The organism is Pseudomonas sp. GW822-FHT07A10, from assembly GCF_058798795.1.
Genome location: NZ_JBXAKV010000001.1, coordinates 45,493 through 65,622 on the forward strand (window position 1 = coordinate 45,493; position 20,130 = coordinate 65,622).

At 60.7% G+C, this 20,130-nt stretch carries 19 protein-coding genes; 10 read left to right on the plus strand and 9 right to left on the minus strand.

Going from position 1 to position 20,130, the window contains the following annotated elements; translation table 11 throughout:
• Window positions 1-98: 98 nt before the first annotated feature.
• Window positions 99-1,322, minus strand: a complete 1,224-nt coding sequence (locus tag AC1RL4_RS00160) for an NADH:flavin oxidoreductase/NADH oxidase family protein (protein WP_028940946.1) — start codon at window positions 1,320-1,322, stop codon at window positions 99-101.
• Between the two features lie 77 nt (window positions 1,323-1,399).
• On the opposite strand from AC1RL4_RS00160, the gene AC1RL4_RS00165 reads away from it, so the two are divergent.
• The gene (locus AC1RL4_RS00165; RefSeq protein ID WP_050438319.1) at window positions 1,400-1,831 is read left to right on the plus strand and encodes a MerR family transcriptional regulator; all 432 of its coding nucleotides are present in this window, start codon (window positions 1,400-1,402) and stop codon (window positions 1,829-1,831) included.
• A 70-nt stretch (window positions 1,832-1,901) separates the two neighbouring features.
• Here AC1RL4_RS00165 and AC1RL4_RS00170 read toward each other — a convergent pair whose 3' ends face one another.
• Together AC1RL4_RS00170 and AC1RL4_RS00175 are read right to left on the minus strand one after the other, a co-directional pair.
• A complete protein-coding gene (locus tag AC1RL4_RS00170; RefSeq protein ID WP_230172088.1) occupies window positions 1,902-2,330 on the minus strand; it encodes a thioredoxin family protein in 429 nt (142 codons plus the stop codon).
• Window positions 2,331-2,387: 57 nt separating this feature from the next.
• Window positions 2,388-2,801 carry a carbohydrate binding domain-containing protein gene (locus tag AC1RL4_RS00175; RefSeq protein WP_204125550.1) on the minus strand — a complete coding sequence of 138 codons (414 nt, stop codon included), beginning with the start codon at window positions 2,799-2,801 and terminating at the stop codon, window positions 2,388-2,390.
• Between the two features lie 442 nt (window positions 2,802-3,243).
• Between AC1RL4_RS00175 and AC1RL4_RS00180 the strand changes: the two genes are divergently transcribed.
• The 8 genes from AC1RL4_RS00180 to AC1RL4_RS00215 all read left to right on the plus strand — a co-directional run bounded on the left by AC1RL4_RS00180 (window position 3,244) and on the right by AC1RL4_RS00215 (window position 9,781).
• Complete coding sequence (locus tag AC1RL4_RS00180; RefSeq protein WP_230172095.1) at window positions 3,244-4,092, plus strand: transporter substrate-binding protein; 849 nt, start codon at window positions 3,244-3,246, stop codon at window positions 4,090-4,092.
• A 52-nt stretch (window positions 4,093-4,144) separates the two neighbouring features.
• Complete coding sequence (locus tag AC1RL4_RS00185) at window positions 4,145-4,807, plus strand: amino acid ABC transporter permease (protein WP_018927655.1); 663 nt, start codon at window positions 4,145-4,147, stop codon at window positions 4,805-4,807.
• Window positions 4,808-4,815: 8 nt separating this feature from the next.
• Window positions 4,816-5,478, plus strand: coding sequence for an amino acid ABC transporter permease (locus AC1RL4_RS00190; RefSeq protein WP_018927656.1), 663 nt, complete (start codon window positions 4,816-4,818; stop codon window positions 5,476-5,478).
• Window positions 5,475-6,266, plus strand: a complete 792-nt coding sequence (locus tag AC1RL4_RS00195) for an amino acid ABC transporter ATP-binding protein (RefSeq protein ID WP_019578494.1) — start codon at window positions 5,475-5,477, stop codon at window positions 6,264-6,266. Before AC1RL4_RS00190 ends, AC1RL4_RS00195 begins: the two co-directional genes overlap by 4 nt.
• 30 nt (window positions 6,267-6,296) lie before the next feature.
• Window positions 6,297-6,686: a RidA family protein gene (locus tag AC1RL4_RS00200; protein ID WP_018927658.1), complete on the plus strand. Its 390-nt coding sequence runs from the start codon at window positions 6,297-6,299 to the stop codon at window positions 6,684-6,686.
• A 126-nt stretch (window positions 6,687-6,812) separates the two neighbouring features.
• Window positions 6,813-7,577 carry an IclR family transcriptional regulator gene (locus tag AC1RL4_RS00205; protein WP_019578495.1) on the plus strand — a complete coding sequence of 255 codons (765 nt, stop codon included), beginning with the start codon at window positions 6,813-6,815 and terminating at the stop codon, window positions 7,575-7,577.
• Window positions 7,578-7,614: 37 nt separating this feature from the next.
• Window positions 7,615-8,832, plus strand: coding sequence for an amino acid deaminase (locus AC1RL4_RS00210; protein ID WP_028940942.1), 1,218 nt, complete (start codon window positions 7,615-7,617; stop codon window positions 8,830-8,832).
• Between the two features lie 13 nt (window positions 8,833-8,845).
• A complete protein-coding gene (locus AC1RL4_RS00215) occupies window positions 8,846-9,781 on the plus strand; it encodes a sugar kinase (RefSeq protein WP_204125548.1) in 936 nt (311 codons plus the stop codon).
• 195 nt (window positions 9,782-9,976) lie between these two features.
• Here the strand turns inward: AC1RL4_RS00215 and AC1RL4_RS00220 are convergent, their stop codons facing one another.
• A complete protein-coding gene (locus AC1RL4_RS00220; RefSeq protein ID WP_007933743.1) occupies window positions 9,977-10,252 on the minus strand; it encodes a peptidylprolyl isomerase in 276 nt (91 codons plus the stop codon).
• 66 nt (window positions 10,253-10,318) lie between these two features.
• Complete coding sequence (locus AC1RL4_RS00225; RefSeq protein ID WP_230172097.1) at window positions 10,319-12,856, minus strand: PAS domain-containing hybrid sensor histidine kinase/response regulator; 2,538 nt, start codon at window positions 12,854-12,856, stop codon at window positions 10,319-10,321.
• Window positions 12,857-12,974: 118 nt separating this feature from the next.
• Here AC1RL4_RS00225 and AC1RL4_RS00230 point away from each other — a divergent pair, with 118 nt between their 5' ends.
• Window positions 12,975-14,084 (plus strand): PilT/PilU family type 4a pilus ATPase, encoded by a 1,110-nt coding sequence (locus AC1RL4_RS00230; protein ID WP_019578499.1) that lies wholly within the window; start codon window positions 12,975-12,977, stop codon window positions 14,082-14,084.
• A gap of 8 nt (window positions 14,085-14,092) precedes the next feature.
• On the opposite strand, the gene AC1RL4_RS00235 is transcribed toward AC1RL4_RS00230, so the two are convergent.
• From AC1RL4_RS00235 to AC1RL4_RS00250, 4 genes are all read right to left on the minus strand, one after another.
• Window positions 14,093-16,048, minus strand: coding sequence for an acetoacetate--CoA ligase (locus AC1RL4_RS00235; RefSeq protein WP_230172105.1), 1,956 nt, complete (start codon window positions 16,046-16,048; stop codon window positions 14,093-14,095).
• A 202-nt stretch (window positions 16,049-16,250) separates the two neighbouring features.
• Complete coding sequence (hbdH, locus tag AC1RL4_RS00240) at window positions 16,251-17,024, minus strand: 3-hydroxybutyrate dehydrogenase (RefSeq protein ID WP_230172107.1); 774 nt, start codon at window positions 17,022-17,024, stop codon at window positions 16,251-16,253.
• A gap of 7 nt (window positions 17,025-17,031) precedes the next feature.
• A complete protein-coding gene (locus AC1RL4_RS00245; protein WP_230172108.1) occupies window positions 17,032-18,423 on the minus strand; it encodes a GntP family permease in 1,392 nt (463 codons plus the stop codon).
• A gap of 287 nt (window positions 18,424-18,710) precedes the next feature.
• Window positions 18,711-20,126, minus strand: coding sequence for a sigma-54 interaction domain-containing protein (locus AC1RL4_RS00250; RefSeq protein ID WP_026331596.1), 1,416 nt, complete (start codon window positions 20,124-20,126; stop codon window positions 18,711-18,713).
• Between the last annotated feature and the right edge of the window lie 4 nt (window positions 20,127-20,130).

Genomic DNA, 20,130 nt, shown 5'->3' on the forward strand with positions numbered 1-20,130 from the left:
TGAAACTGCGGTGCATCAGGCAGACCGCGTCAGCCGGACTCACGACTGCTACGCAGCCGAACGCAGCCTCGCGCTGCTCGGCAGCTGCTACGGGTCGGTTATTTGCCCATTGCCTGGCGGTACTGGCGGGTACGCCGGGCGATGTACAACCGATCGAGGATCAATGCCCATACCGCCGAAACCTGCGGCCTGGGTGTGCGTCCGCGACTCAATCGATGGAGCTGAAACTTCACCACGGCCATGTTCGCCAGCGACGCCAGGGCTTTGCGTTTCCAGCGAATCGGTGGCAGCTGTGGGTGGCTGTTCTGGCCTTCGCGCCAGCGTTTGACCAGCTGCGGTTCAATAGCCAGTGCCGTGCCGATACCGGCCATGGCGATGCCACTGTCGAGCACCTGTTCGACGATTGCCAGCCGACGAATTCCCCCGGTCACCATCACCGGCATGTGCGCCACACCGGCCAATTCGCTGGCCATCTCCAGAAAGTACGCTTCTCGCGCCAAAGTCCGACCGTCGCGAGCCTCGCCCTGCATGGCTGGTGCTTCGTAGCTGCCGCCTGAGAGCTCGAGCAAATCAATCTGTTGCTCGTTGAGCCACTGGATCACTTGCCGGGCGTCATCGGCGTCGAAACCGCCGCGCTGGAAGTCCGCGGAATTGAGCTTCACCGCTACGCAAAACTGCGGCAACACCGACTTGCGAACAGCGCCGAGCACTTCCAGCAGCAAACGCGCACGGTTTTCCAGAGAACCACCCCAGCGGTCGGTGCGGCGATTGGTCAACGGCGATAGAAACTGGCTGAGCAGATACCCGTGCGCGGCATGAATCTGCACCCCGGTGAAACCGGCCTTTTCCGCCAGGGCGGCACTGGTGGCGAAGCGTTGAATGACTTCTGCAATGTCGTTCTCGCCCATGGGCTTGGGCTCGGCAAACATCTTCGAAAACCCGCCCAGGTCCAGCGCTACCGCCGAGGGGGCCAAGGCCTGCTGGCCGAGGTTGGCCATGGTCTGGCGCCCGGGATGATTGAGTTGCATCCAGAACTGCGCACCACTGGCCCGGCCGATGGTTGCCCACTGACGAAAGCGGTCCAGGTGTCGCTCGTCTTCCAGCACCACGCCACCGGGGCCGGTCATGGCACGGCGGTCGATCATCACATTGCCGGTCAGCAACAGCCCGGCCTCACCGTCAGCCCAGGCTTGATACAACCGAAACAACTCGCCGGAAGGTGCCTGCCCGGTATCGGCGAGGTTCTCTTCCATCGCGGCTTTGGCGATGCGGTTGCCGATGGTCTGGCCGTTGGGCAAATTCAACGCTTGGAAGGGCGACATACTTGACTCCTCATCAGTGATGAGCGGAGGCTAAGCTTAAAGTTAACTTTAATGTCAAGCGTGCAAATGAGGCCGTGATGAAGATTGGTGAATTGGCGCAACTGAGCGGGTTGAACGCTTCGCGCATTCGGTTTTACGAGGCCCAGGGGTTGATTCGTCAGGTCGAACGTCAGACCAACGGCTATCGGCGTTATCCGCCGCAAGTACTGCAAACCCTGAAAATCATCCAGTGCGCCCAACAGGCCGGTTTCAGCCTGGAAGAGCTGAAGTTGCTGTTGCCGGATGCCGCGACGGGTGAGTTCAAGCACGACGAACTGGTGGCGGGTCTTGAGCGCAAGGTCGAGCAGATCGAGGAGATGCAACTGCACCTGGCCCAGAGCAAGGCGCGGTTACTGGAGGTGATCGAGAGCATCCAGGCGCGGCCCGAGGGCATGGGGTGCGGTGCGAATGCCGAGCGGGTGCTGGCATCGCTCAATGTAGGAGCGAGGCTTGCCCGCGAAGAACGATGACGCGGTGTACCTGAAAAAAAGCGGTGCATTCCTTCGCGGGCAAGCCTCGCTCCTACAGGGGGACTGCGTCTTACCGGCTCAACAGCCCCCGTGCCCGAGGTGCAGTGCATAAAGTCCTGAGGGTTTTCTTCAGCCACCGCAAGTCGTGGCGGGGTTTGCGGGCAACCTGTTTGGGCCTCAGTTTGCCGATGTACTTTCTGAAATGTTCTTCCAGGGTTTCCGGGGTCCCTATGCCCTTGAGCTTCGTCAGCAGCTTCCCCTCCTTGTAAAAGAGCACAGTGGGTGTGCCTTTGACTTCCGGATGCCGAGGGGACTTGCTCGTATCCAGCACATAGATGCACGCGTGATTTTTGTACTTCCCGGCAACTTCACGGAAAACCGGCTCGGCCATTTCGCAGGCGGGACAGTGTTGGTTGCCGAAATACAGAATCACCGGGCGCCAGGTGTTGAGCGCTTTGCGGTAGGTCGGATCCAGTGGGTGGGGGGATATCGAGCTCATTGAAATCTCTTTTTCGAAGACTATCGAAGGCCTGAATAAGCCCCCCAGCTTTTATCTTCAACGTTGCTCAAGCCTTACGTCATCGAAATACGATCCAAAAGTGCCGAACGAACCGTCGTTTGCTTGCAGCTTGATAGTCACTTCGGTGGTATCAGAAGGTACTGTGAAATTTACGGATTTTGCAGTCCAGGGGGTGCCACCTCCGATACTGAGGCTGTGCACTTGCCATGAGGGATATAGCAAAACTTGTGCTGTGCAAGCAGAACCCTGCTCCGTTTTCATTTTTACGGAAAACCGAAACTCGCCCCCGTTGGTGAGCGTAACCTTCTGAGTGATCCGACCTGGTAACTGCAAGGCACAATAACCGTCTTCATAGCGGGCTTTCTCCGGCGTATCAGAAGTCCAGTCCTTGCCCTCCTGTGTGAAATCACCATTACGCACCAAATTAGCTTTTGTGGATTGTTCAGACATGTGGAAACTCCTGTAAGTGTTTGTCAAAAGTCCGCAGGCCAGTGTTGCATGATGGAAGGCTTGAACGGCTTGCACAGATTGAGCGCCCGCAACCCGCGATCCACAACTGTCAGATCTGACAGGTATGGGCTCTAATCCGACGGGTGGTAAATCGTGCGGGCGATCCCAGAGCATGGGCGCGCCTGTCGAATTGCTTCTTTTTGGACTCTCGCGCACTCGAATGTTGCCTTGCTACCCAACCCTGTAGCCCTTGGTAGCGCTCATTGACCCGTTGTTGCTGCGCAAGTCTGCATTGGGAAATTTCCCATCTCTCTGAATTTATTACCGTTTAGTAAGCAACAGGATTTTCCAGCAATCCTGTGGCACACTTTCTGCTGTCTATTCCGTTGTTACATACCAAGTTCCGGTATAGCGGAATAAACACAGCCCTGGAGTGCTTGCCATGCATCGCCGACTTTCCTTGTTTAAAGCGTGTGTTTTCGTTCTCGCGGCTTCGGCCGCTGTCATGGGTGTCGCCCAAGCGGCAGACAGCAAGCTCGACAGCGTGCTGGCCCGTGGGAAATTGATCGTGGGCACGGGCAGTACCAACGCGCCGTGGCACTTCCAGGGAGCGGACGGCAAGTTGCAGGGTTTTGATATCGATATCGCGCGGATGGTGGCCAAGGGGTTGTTCAACGACCCGAGCAAGGTCGAGTTCGTCGTGCAGTCGTCCGATGCGCGGATTCCGAACCTGCTGACCGACAAGGTCGATATGAGTTGCCAGTTCATCACCGTGACCGCCAGCCGGGCCCAACAGGTCGCGTTCACGCTGCCGTACTACCGCGAAGGTGTTGGCCTGTTGCTGCCGGCCAACAGCAAGTACAAGGAAATCGAAGACCTCAGGGCTGCCGCCGACGGCGTGACCGTGGCGGTGCTGCAGAACGTGTACGCAGAAGAACTGGTGCATCAGGCGCTGCCCAAGGCCAAGGTCGATCAGTACGACAGCGTGGATCTGATGTATCAGGCAGTGAACTCCGGCCGGGCCGACGCGGCGGCCACCGATCAGTCGTCGGTGAAATACCTGATGGTGCAGAACCCTGGCCGTTATCGCAGCCCGACCTACGCCTGGAGCCCGCAAACCTACGCCTGTGCGGTCAAACGCGGCGATCAGGACTGGCTGAACTTCGTCAACACCGTCCTGCATGAAGGCATGACCGGCGTTGAATTCCCGACTTACGCGGCGTCGTTCAAGCAGTGGTTCGGTGTAGACCTGCCTACACCTGCAATCGGTTTTCCAGTCGAATTCAAATGATCCCGTGAGAGCGGGGTGCCGATAACGCGCCCCGCTCAAGGTACTGCTGACCATGAACTATCAGTTGAATTTTGCCGCCGTGTGGCGCGACTTCGACACCTTGCTGGCGGGGCTCGGCCTGGGCCTTGAGCTGGCGCTGGTGTCGATCGCCATCGGCTGCGTGATCGGCTTGCTGATGGCGTTTGCTTTGCTGTCGAAGCACCGCGCATTGCGGGGGCTGGCGTCGGTGTATGTGACGGTGATCCGTAATACGCCGATTCTGGTGTTGATTCTGTTGATCTACTTCGCGTTGCCGAGCCTGGGGATTCGTCTGGACAAGATCCCCTCGTTCATCATCACCCTGTCGCTGTATGCCGGGGCGTACCTGACCGAAGTGTTTCGTGGGGGGCTGTTGAGCATTCCCAAGGGGCTGCGTGAAGCCGGGTTGGCGATCGGCTTGGGCGAGTGGCAGGTCAAGGCGTACATCACTGTGCCGGTGATGCTGCGCAATGTGCTGCCGGCGCTGTCGAACAACTTCATTTCGCTGTTCAAGGACACCTCGCTGGCGGCGGCGATTGCCGTGCCGGAGCTGACCTATTACGCGCGCAAGATCAATGTCGAGAGCTACCGGGTGATTGAAACCTGGCTGGTGACCACAGCGCTCTATGTTGCGGCCTGTTACCTCATTGCCATGATGCTGCGTTACCTCGAACAGCGTCTGGCGATTCGCCGATAGGAGGCCCCATGTACGAATCCCCCAGCTGGTTGCATGAGTTATGGGTGGCCCGGGATGTCCTGTGGCAGGGCTTTCTGACCAGTGTGCAGTGCTCGGGCCTGGCGATTTTGCTGGGCACGCTGGTCGGCATCGTCGCCGGCCTGGTACTCACCTACGGCACGTTCTGGATGCGCGCGCCGTTTCGGTTTTACGTCGACATCATTCGCGGCACACCGGTGTTCGTGTTGGTGCTGGCCTGCTTCTACATGGCGCCGGCACTGGGCTGGCAGATCAGCGCTTTCGGGGCTGGCACTTTGGGCCTGACGCTGTTTTGCGGTTCCCATGTCGCCGAGATCGTGCGCGGTGCGTTGCAAGCGCTGCCCAGCGGTCAGATGGAAGCGAGCAAGGCCATCGGCCTGACGTTTTACCAGGCGCTGGGTTATGTGTTGCTGCCCCAGGCATTGCGGCAGATTTTGCCGACGTGGGTCAACTCGTCCACCGAGATCGTCAAGGCGTCGACCTTGTTGTCGGTGATCGGCGTCGCCGAGCTGCTGCTCAGCACTCAACAGATCATCGCCCGGACCTTCATGACCCTCGAGTTCTACCTGTTCGCCGGATTGCTGTTTTTCGTCATCAACTACGCCATCGAATTACTCGGCCGGCACATTGAAAAGCGGGTGGCCTTGCCATGACACAAGCACAAGTTTCGACCCAGAACCAGGCGCTGCTGGACATCCGCGGCCTGCACAAACAATACGGCCAGCTCGAAGTGCTCAAGGGCGTCGACCTGACCATGCAGCGCGGCAATGTGGTCACGTTGATCGGCTCCAGCGGCTCGGGCAAGACCACGCTGCTGCGCTGCGTGAACATGCTCGAAGAGTTCCAGGGCGGGCAGATTCTGCTCGACGGTGAATCCATTGGCTATGACGAGGTCAACGGCAAGCGCGTGCGCCACCCGGAAAAAGTCATCGCCCGCCATCGCGCCATGACCGGCATGGCTTTCCAGCAATTCAATCTGTTCCCGCACCTCACCGCGTTGCAGAACGTCACCCTCGGGTTGCTCAAGGTGAAAAAACTGCACAAGGATGAAGCCGTGGCGCTGGCGGAGAAATGGCTGGAGCGGGTCGGCCTGCTGGAGCGCCGCGATCATTACCCCGGTCAGTTGTCCGGCGGCCAGCAACAGCGCGTGGCGATTGCCCGGGCGATTGCGATGAACCCGAGTTTGATGCTGTTCGATGAAGTCACCTCGGCCCTCGATCCGGAACTGGTGGGCGAAGTGCTGAACGTGATCAAGGGCCTGGCCGAGGACGGCATGACCATGTTGCTGGTGACCCACGAAATGCGTTTTGCCTTCGAGGTCTCGGACAAGATCGTGTTCATGAATCAGGGGCGGATCGAAGAGCAGGGGCCGCCCAAGGAATTGTTCGAACGCCCGCAGTCACCGCGATTGGCGGAATTTCTCAAGAGCACCCGCTTTTAAGCCTTCACTTTTTAATCAGGAGAAACACCCATGAGCATTACTCGTTACGGCACCGGCAGCACCGCCGGTGGCGGCCAACCCCGTCCTTTTGCCCGTGCCGTCGAAGCCGATGGCTGGCTGCACGTGTCCGGCCAAGTGCCGGCGGTGGACGGTGAAATCATCGTGGGCGGGATTGTCGAGCAGACTCACCAGACCATGAAAAACCTGATCGCGATTCTGGAAGAGGCCGGTTACGGGCTCGAAGACGTGGTGCGCACGGGCGTGTGGCTGGAAGACCCGCGGGACTTCTGGAGTTTCAACAAGGTGTTTTCCGAGTACTTCAAAAGCGAACACGCCCCAGCCCGGGCCTGCGTGCAGGCGAACATGATGGTCGATTGCAAGGTCGAGATTGATTGCATCGCCTACAAGAAGAAGGCCTGAATCGCGGTGGATTCTTCGCGGGCAAGCCTCGCTCCTACAAACAGTGAAATCCTGTAGGAGCGAGGCTTGCCCGCGAAGGCGGCCTTCTGGGTAAACTCCCGGCACTCTGAATGGGAACCTGAAGATATGACCGAAGACACCATCAAGCGCCGGGCTCGCGGTCTGGACCGGGCGTTCGACATCCTCGATTTCCTCAAGGAAATCGGCCAGCCCCTGCGCCCGAACGAAATCGCCAGCGGCATTGGCAGCCCGAAATCCACGGTCTACGAACTGGTTGCGTCCTTATTGGAGCGGCGCATCCTCGAACCCGTGGGCAAGGAAGGTCACGTTTACCTCGGTCGTCAGCTGTACTTCCTCGGACAAGCGCATCTGCGTCATTTCGACCTGTCCCGCGAGGCCGATTACGCCTTGCAGGAAATCGTCAGCCAGACCCGCGAAACCGCGCAGATGTGCCTGCTCAACGGACGCAAATACACCGTGGCATTGATGAAAGAGGGTGAGCGGCATTTCCGCATTTCCTCGGACATCGGCGAAAACGCGCCGATCCCCTGGACCGCTTCCGGGCGCCTGCTGCTGGCGCACCTGAGCGATCAGCAGATCGTCGATTTGATCGACCCCGACGATTTCATCCTGCCCGACGGCGAACGCCTGCCGCTGGAGCAATTTCTCCGGGAGATCCGCCAGGCCGCCATCGACGGATTCTTTTCCTTCGACAGCGTCGCCGACACCTTTACCCATTGCTTCGCCGCCCCGGTCAAAGACCCGAACGGCGTGGCCATCGCGACCCTGTGCATCGTCGCCCCACGGGCCGATGCGAAGAACAATTACAACGACTATCGCCGGGTGCTGATCGACAGCGCCAACAGCCTCGCCCGGCGTATCAACGAATAACAGCGGCTGCCTGCGGCCGTGTGTGAGGAGATCGACCATGTCTACTGCCATCAATACCGCCGCCATGGAAAAGGGCTATGCGCAAACCGGCGCCAACCTGGTGCGGGACGTCAGCCTGCCGGCCCTGGTGCTGCACCGCGACGCGCTGGAACACAACATTCGCTGGATGCAGGACTTCGTCAGCCACAGCGGCGCGGAACTGGCACCTCACGGTAAAACCAGCATGACCCCGGCGCTGTTTCGTCGCCAACTGGACGCCGGTGCCTGGGGCATCACCCTGGCCAGTGCCACGCAAACCCGTGCGGCCTACGCCCATGGCGTGCGCCGGGTGCTGATGGCCAATCAACTGGTCGGCAAGCCGAACATGGCGCTGATCGCCGACCTGCTGGCAGACCCGACTTTCGATTTTTATTGCATGGTCGATCACCCGGATAACGTCGCCGACCTCGGCGCGTTTTTCGCCTCGCGCGGCGTGCGCCTGAACGTGATGATCGAGTACGGCGTGGTCGGCGGTCGTTGCGGTTGCCGCACCGAAGCCGAAGTGCTGGCACTGGCCAAGGCTATCAACGCTCAACCGGCGTTGGCGCTGACCGGTATCGAGGGCTACGAAGGGGTGATTCACGGTGATCATGCGGTGAGCGGCATCCGCGAGTTCGCAGCCTCCTTGGTGCGATTGGCGGTGCAGTTGCAGGACAGCGGCGCGTTCGCGATTGCCAAACCGATCATCACCGCGTCGGGCTCGGCCTGGTACGACCTGATCGCCGAGTCGTTCGAAGCGCAGAATGCCGGCGGGCGTTTCCTCAGCGTGCTGCGCCCTGGCAGTTACGTGGCCCACGACCATGGCATCTACAAAGAAGCGCAATGCTGCGTGCTCGACCGTCGCAGCGACCTGCACGAAGGTTTGCGCCCGGCGCTGGAAGTCTGGGCGCATGTGCAGTCGTTGCCCGAACCGGGTTTTGCGGTGATCGCCCTGGGCAAGCGCGACGTGGCCTACGACGCCGGTTTGCCGGTGCCGTTGCTGCGTTACAAGGCCGGCGTGGTGCCGGCGACCGGCGATGATGTGAGTGCCTGCAAGGTGACGGCGGTGATGGACCAGCACGCGTTCATGACCGTGGCGCCGGGGGTTGAGTTGCGGGTGGGCGATATCATTTCGTTCGGGACTTCGCACCCGTGTTTGACGTTCGACAAGTGGCGTATCGGGTGTCTGGTGGATGAGCAGCTGAATGTTATCGAGACCATGGAAACCTGTTTCTAAGAGCCCCCACAACATGAACAACATCAGCCCTCTGGGCCCCAACATCCCGCGCATCGCCCTGATCGGCGAGTGCATGATCGAACTGCAGCAGCGCGCCGACGGCTCTCTGCAACAGAGCTTCGGCGGCGATACCCTGAACACCGCGGTCTATCTGGCCCGTGAACTGGGCGATGGCGGCACGGTGGATTACGTCACTGCCCTGGGTGACGACAGTTTCAGCGATGCGATGTGCCAGAGTTGGGCCAGCGAACATATCGGGCTAGATATGGTTCAGCGGTTGCCCGGTCGCTTGCCCGGTCTGTATTGCATCCAGACCGATGCGGCCGGCGAGCGGCGTTTTCTCTACTGGCGCAATGAAGCGGCCGTGCGCGATTGCTTTACCACCCCGGCGGCCGCGCCGATCCTGGCAGCACTGCCGGATTACGACGTGCTGTATTTCAGCGGCATCACCCTGGCGGTGCTCGGTGAGCAGGGCCGGGAGAAGCTTCTGGAGACCCTGATCGAAGCCCGGCAGCGGGATGCGCGGATCGTGTTCGACAACAATTATCGACCACGCCTGTGGGCTTCGGTCGAGGACGCACGAGCGGCTTATCGTAAAGTGTTGCCCTATGTCGACCTGGCGTTGCTGACGGTTGATGACGAGCAGGCGCTGTTCCACTTTTTCGATTGCGCGGCGGTGTTTGCCGCTTATGAGCAGATGGGCACGCCCGAAGTGGTGCTCAAACGCGGTGCCGAGGCGTGTCTGATTCGCTGTGACGGCGAGTCGTTCGAAGTGCCGGCGCAGGTGGTTGAACGGGTGGTGGACACCACGGCGGCGGGGGATTCGTTCAGCGCGGCGTATCTGGCTTGCCGCCTCAAGGGCGGGAGCCCGGTCGAGGCTGCTGAAGCGGGGCATCGGTTGGCGAGCCGGGTGATTCAAGTGCCGGGGGCGTTGATTCCCAAAGATTGAAATGCAATGCCTGTGGTGGCTGTGGTTTTTGTGGCGAGGGGGCTTGCCCCCGTTGGGCCGCGAAGCGGCCCCAAAACCTGTGACCTTGATCGACCTGACACACCGAGTGCGCAGGATCTACGACTGCTTCGCAGCCGAACGGGGGCAAGCCCCCTCGCCACAGGCAAGCCTCACCCTGTACATCGAGCCAACCGATCAGTCCCGGTAAAACACCTGCACCAAGTGATACCCGAACTTGCTCTTGATCGGCCCATGCACCACCCGCAGCGGTTTTTTGAAGATCACCGCATCGATCGCCCCGACCATCTGCCCGGGCCGTACTTCGCCAAGATCGCCGCCGCGTTTGCCGGACGGGCAGGTGGAGTATTTCTTGGCCAGCACATCGAAGGCTTCGCCCTTGGCGATGCGTTGTTTGAGCTGCTCGGCTTCTTCCGAGGTTTTCACCAGAATATGGCGGGCTTGGGCTTTCATGGGCAGTACCTTGCAACGGTGGTGGCTATGTTGGTGCCAGCGTGGGGCGCGCGATTATGCCTTAACTCAGCCGGCTTGGCCGATCATCGTGCGAATCTTGTTGGCCAACAGGTCCATGGAAAAGGGTTTGGCCACCATGTCCATGCCTTCCTCCAGGAAGCCCTGGCGTTCGGCGGCTTTCTCGGCATAACCGGTAATGAACAGTACTTTGAGTTCCGGGCGGTGCTGACGAGCGATTTCCGCCAATTGCCGACCGTTCATGCCCGGCAGCCCGACATCGGTTACCAGCAGATCGACCCGCAGGTCGGACTCCAGCAAGGGCAGGGCGCTCTGCGCATCTTCGGCTTCATGGGCGTGATAACCCAACTCTTTGAGCAGGTCGAGCACCAGCATGCGCACTGCCGGATCGTCTTCCACCAACACCACGGTTTCACCGGCAACCGCTGGCGGTGCTTCACCTGCGAGGGGCAGCTGAGCGTGTTCCGGCAGGGCGACGTGCAACCGTGGCAAATACAGGCGAACGCTGGTGCCCTGGCCCGGCCGGCTGTGCAGGCTGACGTGCCCACCCGATTGCTGGGCGAAACCATAGATCATCGACAACCCAAGGCCGGTGCCCTGGCCGATGGGTTTGGTGGTGAAGAACGGATCGAAGGCCTTGGCCAGTACCGATGGGGTCATGCCGGCACCGTTGTCGCTGACGGCAATCATCAGGTAATCCCCGGCCCTGACCGGCTCCAGCGGGGTGACGTCGCTGCCATCGAGGTGAACATTGGCGGTTTCGATCAACAACTCACCGCCATCGGGCATCGCATCCCGGGCATTGATCACGAGGTTGAGCAAGGCGTTTTCCAGTTGGCTGACATCGGTACTGACCGGCCAGACCTCATCGGCCAGCTTCAGTTTGAGCTCGATGTGATCGCCCTTGGTCCGGCTGAGCAAGTCTTCCAGGGAATGCACCAGCTGGTTGGCGTCCAGTGGCCTGCGATCCAGTGACTGACGCCTTGAGAATGCCAGCAACCGATGGGTCAGGGCGGCGGCGCGATGGGCCGAGGACACCGCCGCTTCGGTGAAGCGACCGATCTCGGCCGCGCGCCCATCGGCGATGTAGCGCTGCATCAAATCGAGGCTGCCGATGATCCCGGTGAGCATGTTGTTGAAGTCATGGGCGATGCCGCCGGTGAGCTGGCCGACCGCTTCCATTTTCTGCGCATGCCGCAAGGCGTCTTCGGCACGCTCACGCTCGAACATCTCGTTCTGCAGTCGCTGATTGGCTTCGGCCAGTTGTTGGGTGCGAGCGCTCACGCGTTCTTCCAGGGTTTCGTTGAGGTTGCGCAGCGCCTCTTCAGTCTGTTTGCGCTCGGTCTCGTCGATCACGAAGATGTAGAAACCATTCACCGCGCCGTCTGCGCCGTGGCGTGGCAGGTAGTTCATCAGGGCCTGGCGGGTGCTGCCATCGCGGTGATCGGCGCTGATGCTGAAACAACAGGTCTTGCCTTTCAGCGCCTCAGCGATGTATTCGGCGCGCAGGGCATAGGCTTCATCGCCGAGCACTTCACGAATGGTGCGGCCGTAAAGCTCCTGGGGCGTGAGGCCATACCATTCCAGATAGGCGGCATTGTTCAGGCGAAAGCGTTCTTCGCGGTCCACATAACTGATCAGGATCGGCATCGCGTTGATGATCAGTTGCAGCTCGGTCTGGCTTTGGCGCAAGGCCTGTTCGATGTGTTTGCGTTCGGTCAGGTCCAGCGCGGCGCCGAGGAAGCGGATCGGCCGGCCATGGTGGTCCTTGTAGCAACGACCCCGGGCAAACACCCAGCGCAACTGGCCGTCGGCTTGCAGCAAGCGATATTCCTCGGCGTACTCGCTGCCATGGGTGATGCAGTGCTTGATGCTGCGGGCGATCATGGCGCGGTCTTCCGGGTGCACGCCGTGGAGGTATTCGCTGATCGGCAACTGGCTGGCCATGGCCGGATCGACGCCATGCAATTGCGCGAAGTGTGCATCGGCGATGAAACGGTCTTCGCCAATGTCCCAGTCCCAGGTGCCGACGGCATCGGTGGCGGCCAGTGCCAGTTGCAGGCGCTGCTCGGTGTCTTGCTGGGCCTTGAGGCTGGCGGCGGAGCGTTGTTCCAGTTCGAGGGCGATGCGGCGGCGTTCGTTGGTTTCGATGGCCGTGACCAATATCCCGGCAACCTCGGCGCTTTCATTGCGAATGGGGCTGTAGGTCAAATCCAGCCAGAAGTCAGAATCCCGACCGTCGCGTTGCAAGGTGAAGCGCTGTTCGCTGTAGGTCCGCACCTGGCCCTGTAGGACGGCGCTGTAAATCGGGTCGGTAAAGTCTTTGAGTTCCGGCCAGATCTGGTGCGCCGGTTGTCCGAAAGCGTGAGGGTGTTTGCTGCCGGCGAGGAAGGCGAAGCCGTCGTTGTAGATCTGGGTGAGCTGCGGGCCCCACAGCAGCAGCATCGGCATTGGCGAGTGGATCACGATGTCCACCGCGGTGCGCAGGCTCTGCGGCCAGTTTTCGGCGGCGCCCAGCGGGTTGTTTGTCCAGTCCAGTCGGGCAATCAAGGCCTGGGCATCGCTGGCGGTCGGTGGTGCGTTCATCTACATGTCCTGCGCATGAGTCAGTGTGGCGGCGTCTACTATCCTTGCAAGGCGGTAGACGCTGGATGACCCGCATGGGGTCATTTTTTTATTGAATGCTTCGTGGGTGCTTTTTGCCATGGAAATCGATGCACTGCTGCAGATTCTGGCCAGCCGCCATGGCTCCGATCTTTACCTGTCCACGGGCGCGCCACCCAGCGCGAAATTTGACGGTGTGCTCAAAGCCCTGACCGATCAACCGTTCAAGCCGGGAGAAGTGGCGGCCATTGCCGCGTCCATCATGGACGCCGAACAGCGCCTGGAGTTCGATCGGGACCTGGAAATGAACCTGGCACTTTCCCTGCCCGGGGTCGGGCGTTTCCGGCTCAATATCTTCAAGCAGCGCAATGATGTTTCCATCGTGGCGCGCAACATCAAACTCGACATTCCACGCTTCGAAGACCTCAACTTGCCAGCGGTGCTGCTTGAAACCGTGATGCTCAAACAAGGGCTGATGCTGTTCGTCGGTTCGACCGGCTCGGGCAAGTCGACCTCGCTGGCAGCGCTGATCGATTACCGCAACCGCCACAGCAGTGGCCATATCATCACTATCGAAGACCCGGTCGAGTTTATCCATCGGCACAAGAAGTCGATCGTCAATCAGCGCGAGGTCGGCGTCGATACCCGCAGTTTCCACGCCGCGCTGAAAAACACGTTGCGCCAGGCGCCGGACGTGGTGTTGATCGGCGAAATCCGTGACCGCGAGACTATGGAGCACGCGCTGGCGTTTGCCGATACCGGTCATCTGGTAATTTCCACGTTGCATGCGCACAACGCCAATCAGGCGCTGGATCGGGTGATCAATTTCTTTCCCGAAGAGCGCCGGGGGCAGTTGCTCAACGACCTGGGCAACAACCTCAAGGCGTTTGTTTCCCAACGCCTGGTGCGTACCCGCGATGGGCAGCGTCGGGCGGCGGTGGAGGTGATGCTGGGAACGCCGACCATCGGCGACCTGATCCGGCGCAATGAGTTTGGCGAACTCAAGGGGATCATGGAGAAGTCTTCAGAGGTGGGGATGCAGACGTTTGACGGGGCGCTGTTCGCGCTGTTTGCCGAGGGCGCAATCGATGAGGCAGAGGCGTTGAAGCATGCTGATTCGGTGAACAACTTGCGCTTGCGCCTGAAAATGCACGCCGAGGCCGCGCCCACCCCCCATGCACCGCCGGGTGAATGGGGTTTGGTGGACTAGCGCCGGCGTCAGTCATTCAGTTCGGGGCGGTTTCGAAATTGCTCCAGGGCTTCGGGGTTGGCCAGTGCATCGGTGTTCTTCACCTTCTGGCCATGCACCACGTTGCGCACCGCCAACTCGACCACCTTGCCGCTGATGGTCCGCGGAATGTCCGTCACCGCGACAATCTTCGCTGGCACATGCCGTGGCGTGGTGTTGGCGCGGATGACCTGGCGGATCTGTTGTTGCAGCGCTTCGTCCAGTTCGACGCCTTCGCGCAAGCGCACGAACAACACCACTCGCACGTCATCCTGCCATTGCTGACCGATGGCCACGCTGTCCAGCACCTGCGGGACTTTCTCCACCTGACGGTAGATTTCCGCCGTGCCGATGCGTACGCCGCCGGGGTTGAGCACCGCGTCGGAGCGGCCGTGGATCAGCATGCCGCCATGGGGCAGTTGTTCGGCGTAATCGCCCTGGGCCCAGACGCCGGGGAACAGGCTGAAATACGAAGCGCGCAGCTTTTCCTGTTGCGGGTCGTTCCACAAGCCGATGGGCATGGCCGGAAAATGCCGGGTGCACACCAGTTCGCCTTTTTCACCGATCACGGGCTTGCCATCGTCGTTCCACACTTCGACCGCCATGCCCAGGCTCTTGCATTGCATCTCACCACGGCGCACCGGCAGGACCGGGTTGCCAATCACAAAGCACGAAACGATATCGGTACCACCGGACATCGAAGACAGGCACAGGTCGGACTTGAACGCGCGGTAGACGTAATCGAAGCTTTGCGGCGACAGCGCCGAGCCGGTGGACAGGATGGTTCTCAGGCTGCTCAGGTCATGACTGTCGCACGGCTTCAAGCCATTGCTTTCCAGCGCAGTGAGGAATTTCGGACTGGTGCCGAAGACGTTGAGGCGTTCGTCGTCGATCAGGTCGATCAAGCGCTCCGGCCCTGGATGAAACGGCGAGCCGTCATACAGCACCACGGCGCTGCCGACGGCCAACGCCGAGACCAGCCAATTCCACATCATCCAGCCGCAGGTGGTGTAGTAGAACAAACGGTCACCGGCACCGAGGTCGGTGTGCAGGCCATGTTCCTTGACGTGTTGCAGCAGCACGCCGCCGGTGCCGTGCACAATGCACTTCGGTACGCCGGTGGTGCCGCTGGAGTAGAGGATGTACAGCGGATGGGCGAAAGGCACGGGAACGAATTGCGGCTCGCCGCCCGGGTCGTAAAAATCGTCCCACAGCGTCACGTTGGCCTGGCAGCGGAAATCCTCGATGCGCGCTTGAGGACGCGCATAAGGCACAACAATCAATTGCTGCAAGGACGGCAACTGTCCGAGGATTTCATTGACCTTGGTGGTCTGGTCGATCTCTTTACCGGCGTAGCGGTAGCCGGCGCAGGTGATCAGCACTTTCGGTTCGATCTGGCCGAAGCGATCGATCACCCCGTGGGTGCCGAAATCCGGTGAAGAACAGGACCAGATCGCGCCCAGGCTGGTGGTGGCGAGCATGGCCACCAGGGTTTGCCAGGTGTTCGGCATGCACGCCGCCACGCGGTCGCCGAGGCCGACACCGGCGGCTTTCAGGCTATTTTGAAAACCGGCGACGTGGCTTGCCAGTTCGGTCCAGGTCAGCTGTTCCCGTTGGCCGTTTTCACCGATGGCGACCACTGCCACGGCATCGTCACGACGGCGCAGCAGGTGTTCGGCGAAGTTCAAGGTAGCGCCGGGGAACCACTGGGCGCTGGGCATTTGCGCGCCCTCGATCAGCACCGCGTCTGGCTGATCGTGAAAACGGATGTCAAAGAAATCGACGATGGCCTGCCAGAAGGCTTCCCGCTGGTCGATGCTCCATTGGTGCAGGGCAGGGTAGTCGGCGATCCCAAGGGTGTGTCGCTGATTGACGAAACGCCGGAAGGCCTCCATGCGGGACTTGCCGATGCGCTCGGTGCCGGGTTGCCAGAGGATGTCGGACATGGCTTGGCCTCTTCTTATTTATGCATAACACACAGGCTTTTGTGGCAAGAGCGCTTTTGTGGCGAGGGGGCTTGCCCCCGTTCGGCTGCGAAGCAGTCGCCCGCTCGACTCACTGTGCATCAGCGAGGGTGCGGCGTCTATCTGGGGGCCGCTTCGCGCCCCAACGGGGGCAAGCCCCCTCGCCACAGGGTATGGCGGCAGGCTACTGCGCCAACCACCCACCATCTATATTCCACGCTGCGCCACGCACCTGGCTACCGGCTTCGCTGCATAAAAACAGCACCAACTCACCCAGCTGCGGCGGCGTCACGAATTCCAGGGAGGGCTGTTTCTCGGCCAGCAAGTCGTGTTGCGCCTGCTGCGGGTCGATCCCGGTCGCGGCGCGATCATCAATCTGCTTCTGCACCAGCGGCGTCAGCACCCAGCCTGGGCAAATGGCGTTGCAGGTAACGTTGGTGGTGGCAGTTTCCAGGCCGACCACTTTGGTCAGGCCGATCACGCCATGCTTGGCCGCGACGTATGCCGCCTTGCCCACCGAACCGACCTGGCCGTGCACCGAAGCGATGTTGACGATCCGTCCCCAGCCCTTGGCGCGCATCCCCGGCAAGCTCAAACGAGTGCTGTGAAACACCGACGACAGGTTGATCGCAATGATCGAATCCCAGCGCTCCACCGGAAAATCTTCCACCGCCGCCACGTGCTGGATGCCCGCGTTGTTGACTAGGATATCCACGCCGCCGAACTCACGCTCGGCGTAGTCGATCATGTCGGCGATCTGTGTGGGGTCGCTGACGTCGGCGGGGTGATGGCCGACCTTGCCGCCGAATTGTTCTACTTCGGCAATCACTTTGGACGCATCGCCGAAACCGTTGAGGATCAGGTTGGCGCCAGCCTTGGCCAGGCTCAGGGCGATCCCCAGACCGATGCCGCTGGTGGAACCGGTGACCAGTGCGGTCTTGCCCGAAAGAGTCGTCATGAATACCTCACACAATGCCAGTGGCGTAGAAAGTACCGATCACCACAAAAACAGCGAGTGTCTTGATCAGCGTAATACAGAAAATGTCTTTGTAGGCCTCGCGGTGGGTCAACCCGGTGACCGCCAGCAAGGTAATCACCGCGCCGTTGTGCGGCAGGGTGTCCATGCCGCCACTGGCCATCGCCGCGACCCGGTGCAGCACTTCCAGCGGAATATTGGCGGCGTGGGCAGCGCTGATGAAACTCTCGGACATCGCCGCCAAAGCGATGCTCATCCCGCCTGACGCCGAGCCGGTGATGCCGGCCAGCAAGGTCACGGTGATCGCTTCATTGACCAACGGGTTGGGAATGCTCTTGAGCCAGTCCGACAGCACCAGAAAACCTGGCAACGAGGCGATCACCGCCCCAAAACCGTATTCCGATGCCGTGTTCATCGCCGCCAGCAGCGCGCCGCTGACCGCACTTCTACTGCCTTCGGCCAACTTGCCACGAATCGCCTTAAAGCCGAACACCAGCACCATGATGATGCCCACCAGCAAGGCCGCCTGGACCGCCCAGATCGCCGTCAGCTTGGCGATGTCGGTGGTCACCGGAGCGGCCATGCCCGGCAGCGAAAGGCTGTGGGTCTTGCCATACCATTCTGGAATCCAGCGGGTGAACAGCAGGTTCATCAGGCCCACCAGCAACAGCGGCGACAGCGCGATCCACGGATTAGGCAGTTGGATGTCCGGTGCGGTTTCCGGTTCGTTGCGCAGCTCTGAACCGTAACCCTCACCCGTGCGCTGGGCCTTGTTACGCTGGCGCTGCAGAAACAGCATGCCGGCACAGAACACGAAAATCGTGCCGATCACACCCAGCCACGGCGCCGCCCAGGCGGTGGTGTTGAAGAAGGTGCTGGGGATGATGTTCTGGATCTGCGGCGTGCCAGGCAGGGCGTCCATGGTGAACGAGAACGCGCCGAGGGCGATGGTCGCCGGGATCAGGCGTTTGGGAATATTGCTCTGGCGGAACATCTCGGCGGCAAACGGGTACACCGCAAACACCACCACAAACAGCGACACACCGCCGTAGGTGAGCAAGGCGCAGACCAGCACAATCACCAGCATCGCCTGGCGAGTGCCGAGCAAGCGAATCGCTGCTGCGACGATGGAGCGGGAGAAACCCGACAACTCAATCAGCTTGCCGAACACCGCGCCGAGCAGGAATACCGGGAAATACAGTTTGACGAAGCCGACCATTTTTTCCATGAACACCCCGGTGAAGACGGGGGCGACGGCGGAAGGGTCGGTGAACAGGACGGCGCCGAGGGCGGCGATCGGGGCAAAGAGGATAACGCTGTAGCCACGGTAAGCAGCCACCATCAGCAGCGCGAGGGCTGCCAAGGCAATGATCACACTCATGGTGTGTCTCTCCAGGATTGTTATTTTTGTAGGGTGAAGCTTGGTGGGAGGGCTATAGCGGGTTTCGTGCCAGATATCTAAGCTATTGAAATATAAGGAGATTATTTGTTTGTGAAGTGATTTTGGTGATTTTTGTCTCTGTATTGAGACTTTTGGCGATTGTGCTGACGCTTTCGCGGGCAAGCCTCGCTCCTGCGGGAGTGTGGTTATCTACGAAATTGCACGACCTGTAGGAGCGAGGCTTGCCCGCGAAGAGGCGCTGTCTACCCATGGAGATCAATGTCTCTTTATGGAGACTCAGCAATCCCCAGCGCCGCCATCTTCTTGTACAACGTCGACCGTCCCAGCCCCAACCGCGCCGCCGCTTCGATCACCTTCCCACCGCATTGCGCGAGGGTCGATTCAATCAACTGCCGATCAAACCGTTCACGAGCCTCACTGAAGGTTTCATGGGCAATCGGCTCAAGGGGCAGAGACGCCGCACGCTCCACCGGGGTAAAGCTGCCAATCGCCGCGCGGATATCCGCTGCGTTCAGCATCAAGTCATCACTGAGCAGCGCCGCCCGTTCCAGCACGTTGCGCAGTTCACGAATGTTCCCCGGCCAGGCGTGTTGCCCCAACAATTCCAGGGCTTCGCGGTTCAATTCATGCTGACTGCGCAGCTCTTCGAGGATTGCTTCGCTAAGGGCCGGCAGGTCGTCGAGGCGATCACGCAGGGGCGGGACCTGGATCGGCAGCACATTGAGGCGGTAATACAGATCGGCGCGAAACTCGCCGCGTTTGATCGCTGCTACCAGGTCAGTGGAGGTGGCTGCGATCACGCGCACATCACTCTGAATCACTTCGTTGGAACCTACCGGTTCGAATTCCTTTTCCTGCAACACCCGCAGCAGTTTGCTTTGCAACGGCAGCGGCATGTCGCCGATTTCGTCGAGAAACAGCGTGCCGCCCTGGGCGATTTGCAACTTGCCGGCGCGGCCCTTGCGATCGGCGCCGGTGAACGCGCCGGGTGCGGTGCCGAAGAACTCGGCTTCCAGCAGCGACTCGGGAATCGCTGCGCTGTTGATGCTGACGAAGGCCTTATGCGCCCGGGGCGATGCGCCGTGGATCGCCTGGGCCAGCAGTTCCTTGCCGGTGCCGGTTTCACCGAGCAACAACACCGGCGACTCGGCACTGGCGCTGCGTCGGGCGCGGCGTTTGACTTCGAGGCTGGCGGCGCTGGTGCCGATGAAGTGCGCGAAGTTGTACTTGGTCTGCCGTGCTCGCAGCAGCGAGCGGGTGGACGCCAGTTCTTCCTGCATGCTCAGGTAGCGCTTGAGCATTGGCGACAGGCTGCGCAATTCGTCGAACAGGGCAAAACCGATGGCGCCGATCACCGCGCCGGCATCGTCGTGAATCGGCAGGCGCATCACCACCAGCGGTTCCTTGGGGGTGTCTTGCATGTCCAGCAGGATCGGCCGTCCGGTGCGCACCACCTCACGCAACAGGCTGCCGGGGATCACGCTTTCACAGGCCCTGCCGATGGCACCGGCGGCCGACTCCAGGCCGAATCGCCGGGCATAGCGCTCGTTCATCCAGACGATGTTCGCATCGCGGTCGACAATCACCGTGCCTTCGCTCGATTGCTCGATGATCTCGAACAGCGAGCGGATCGCCAGGGTGCGAACGCGCTGGTAGTCCTTGAGGCTTTCGGTGGTGTTCATCGGG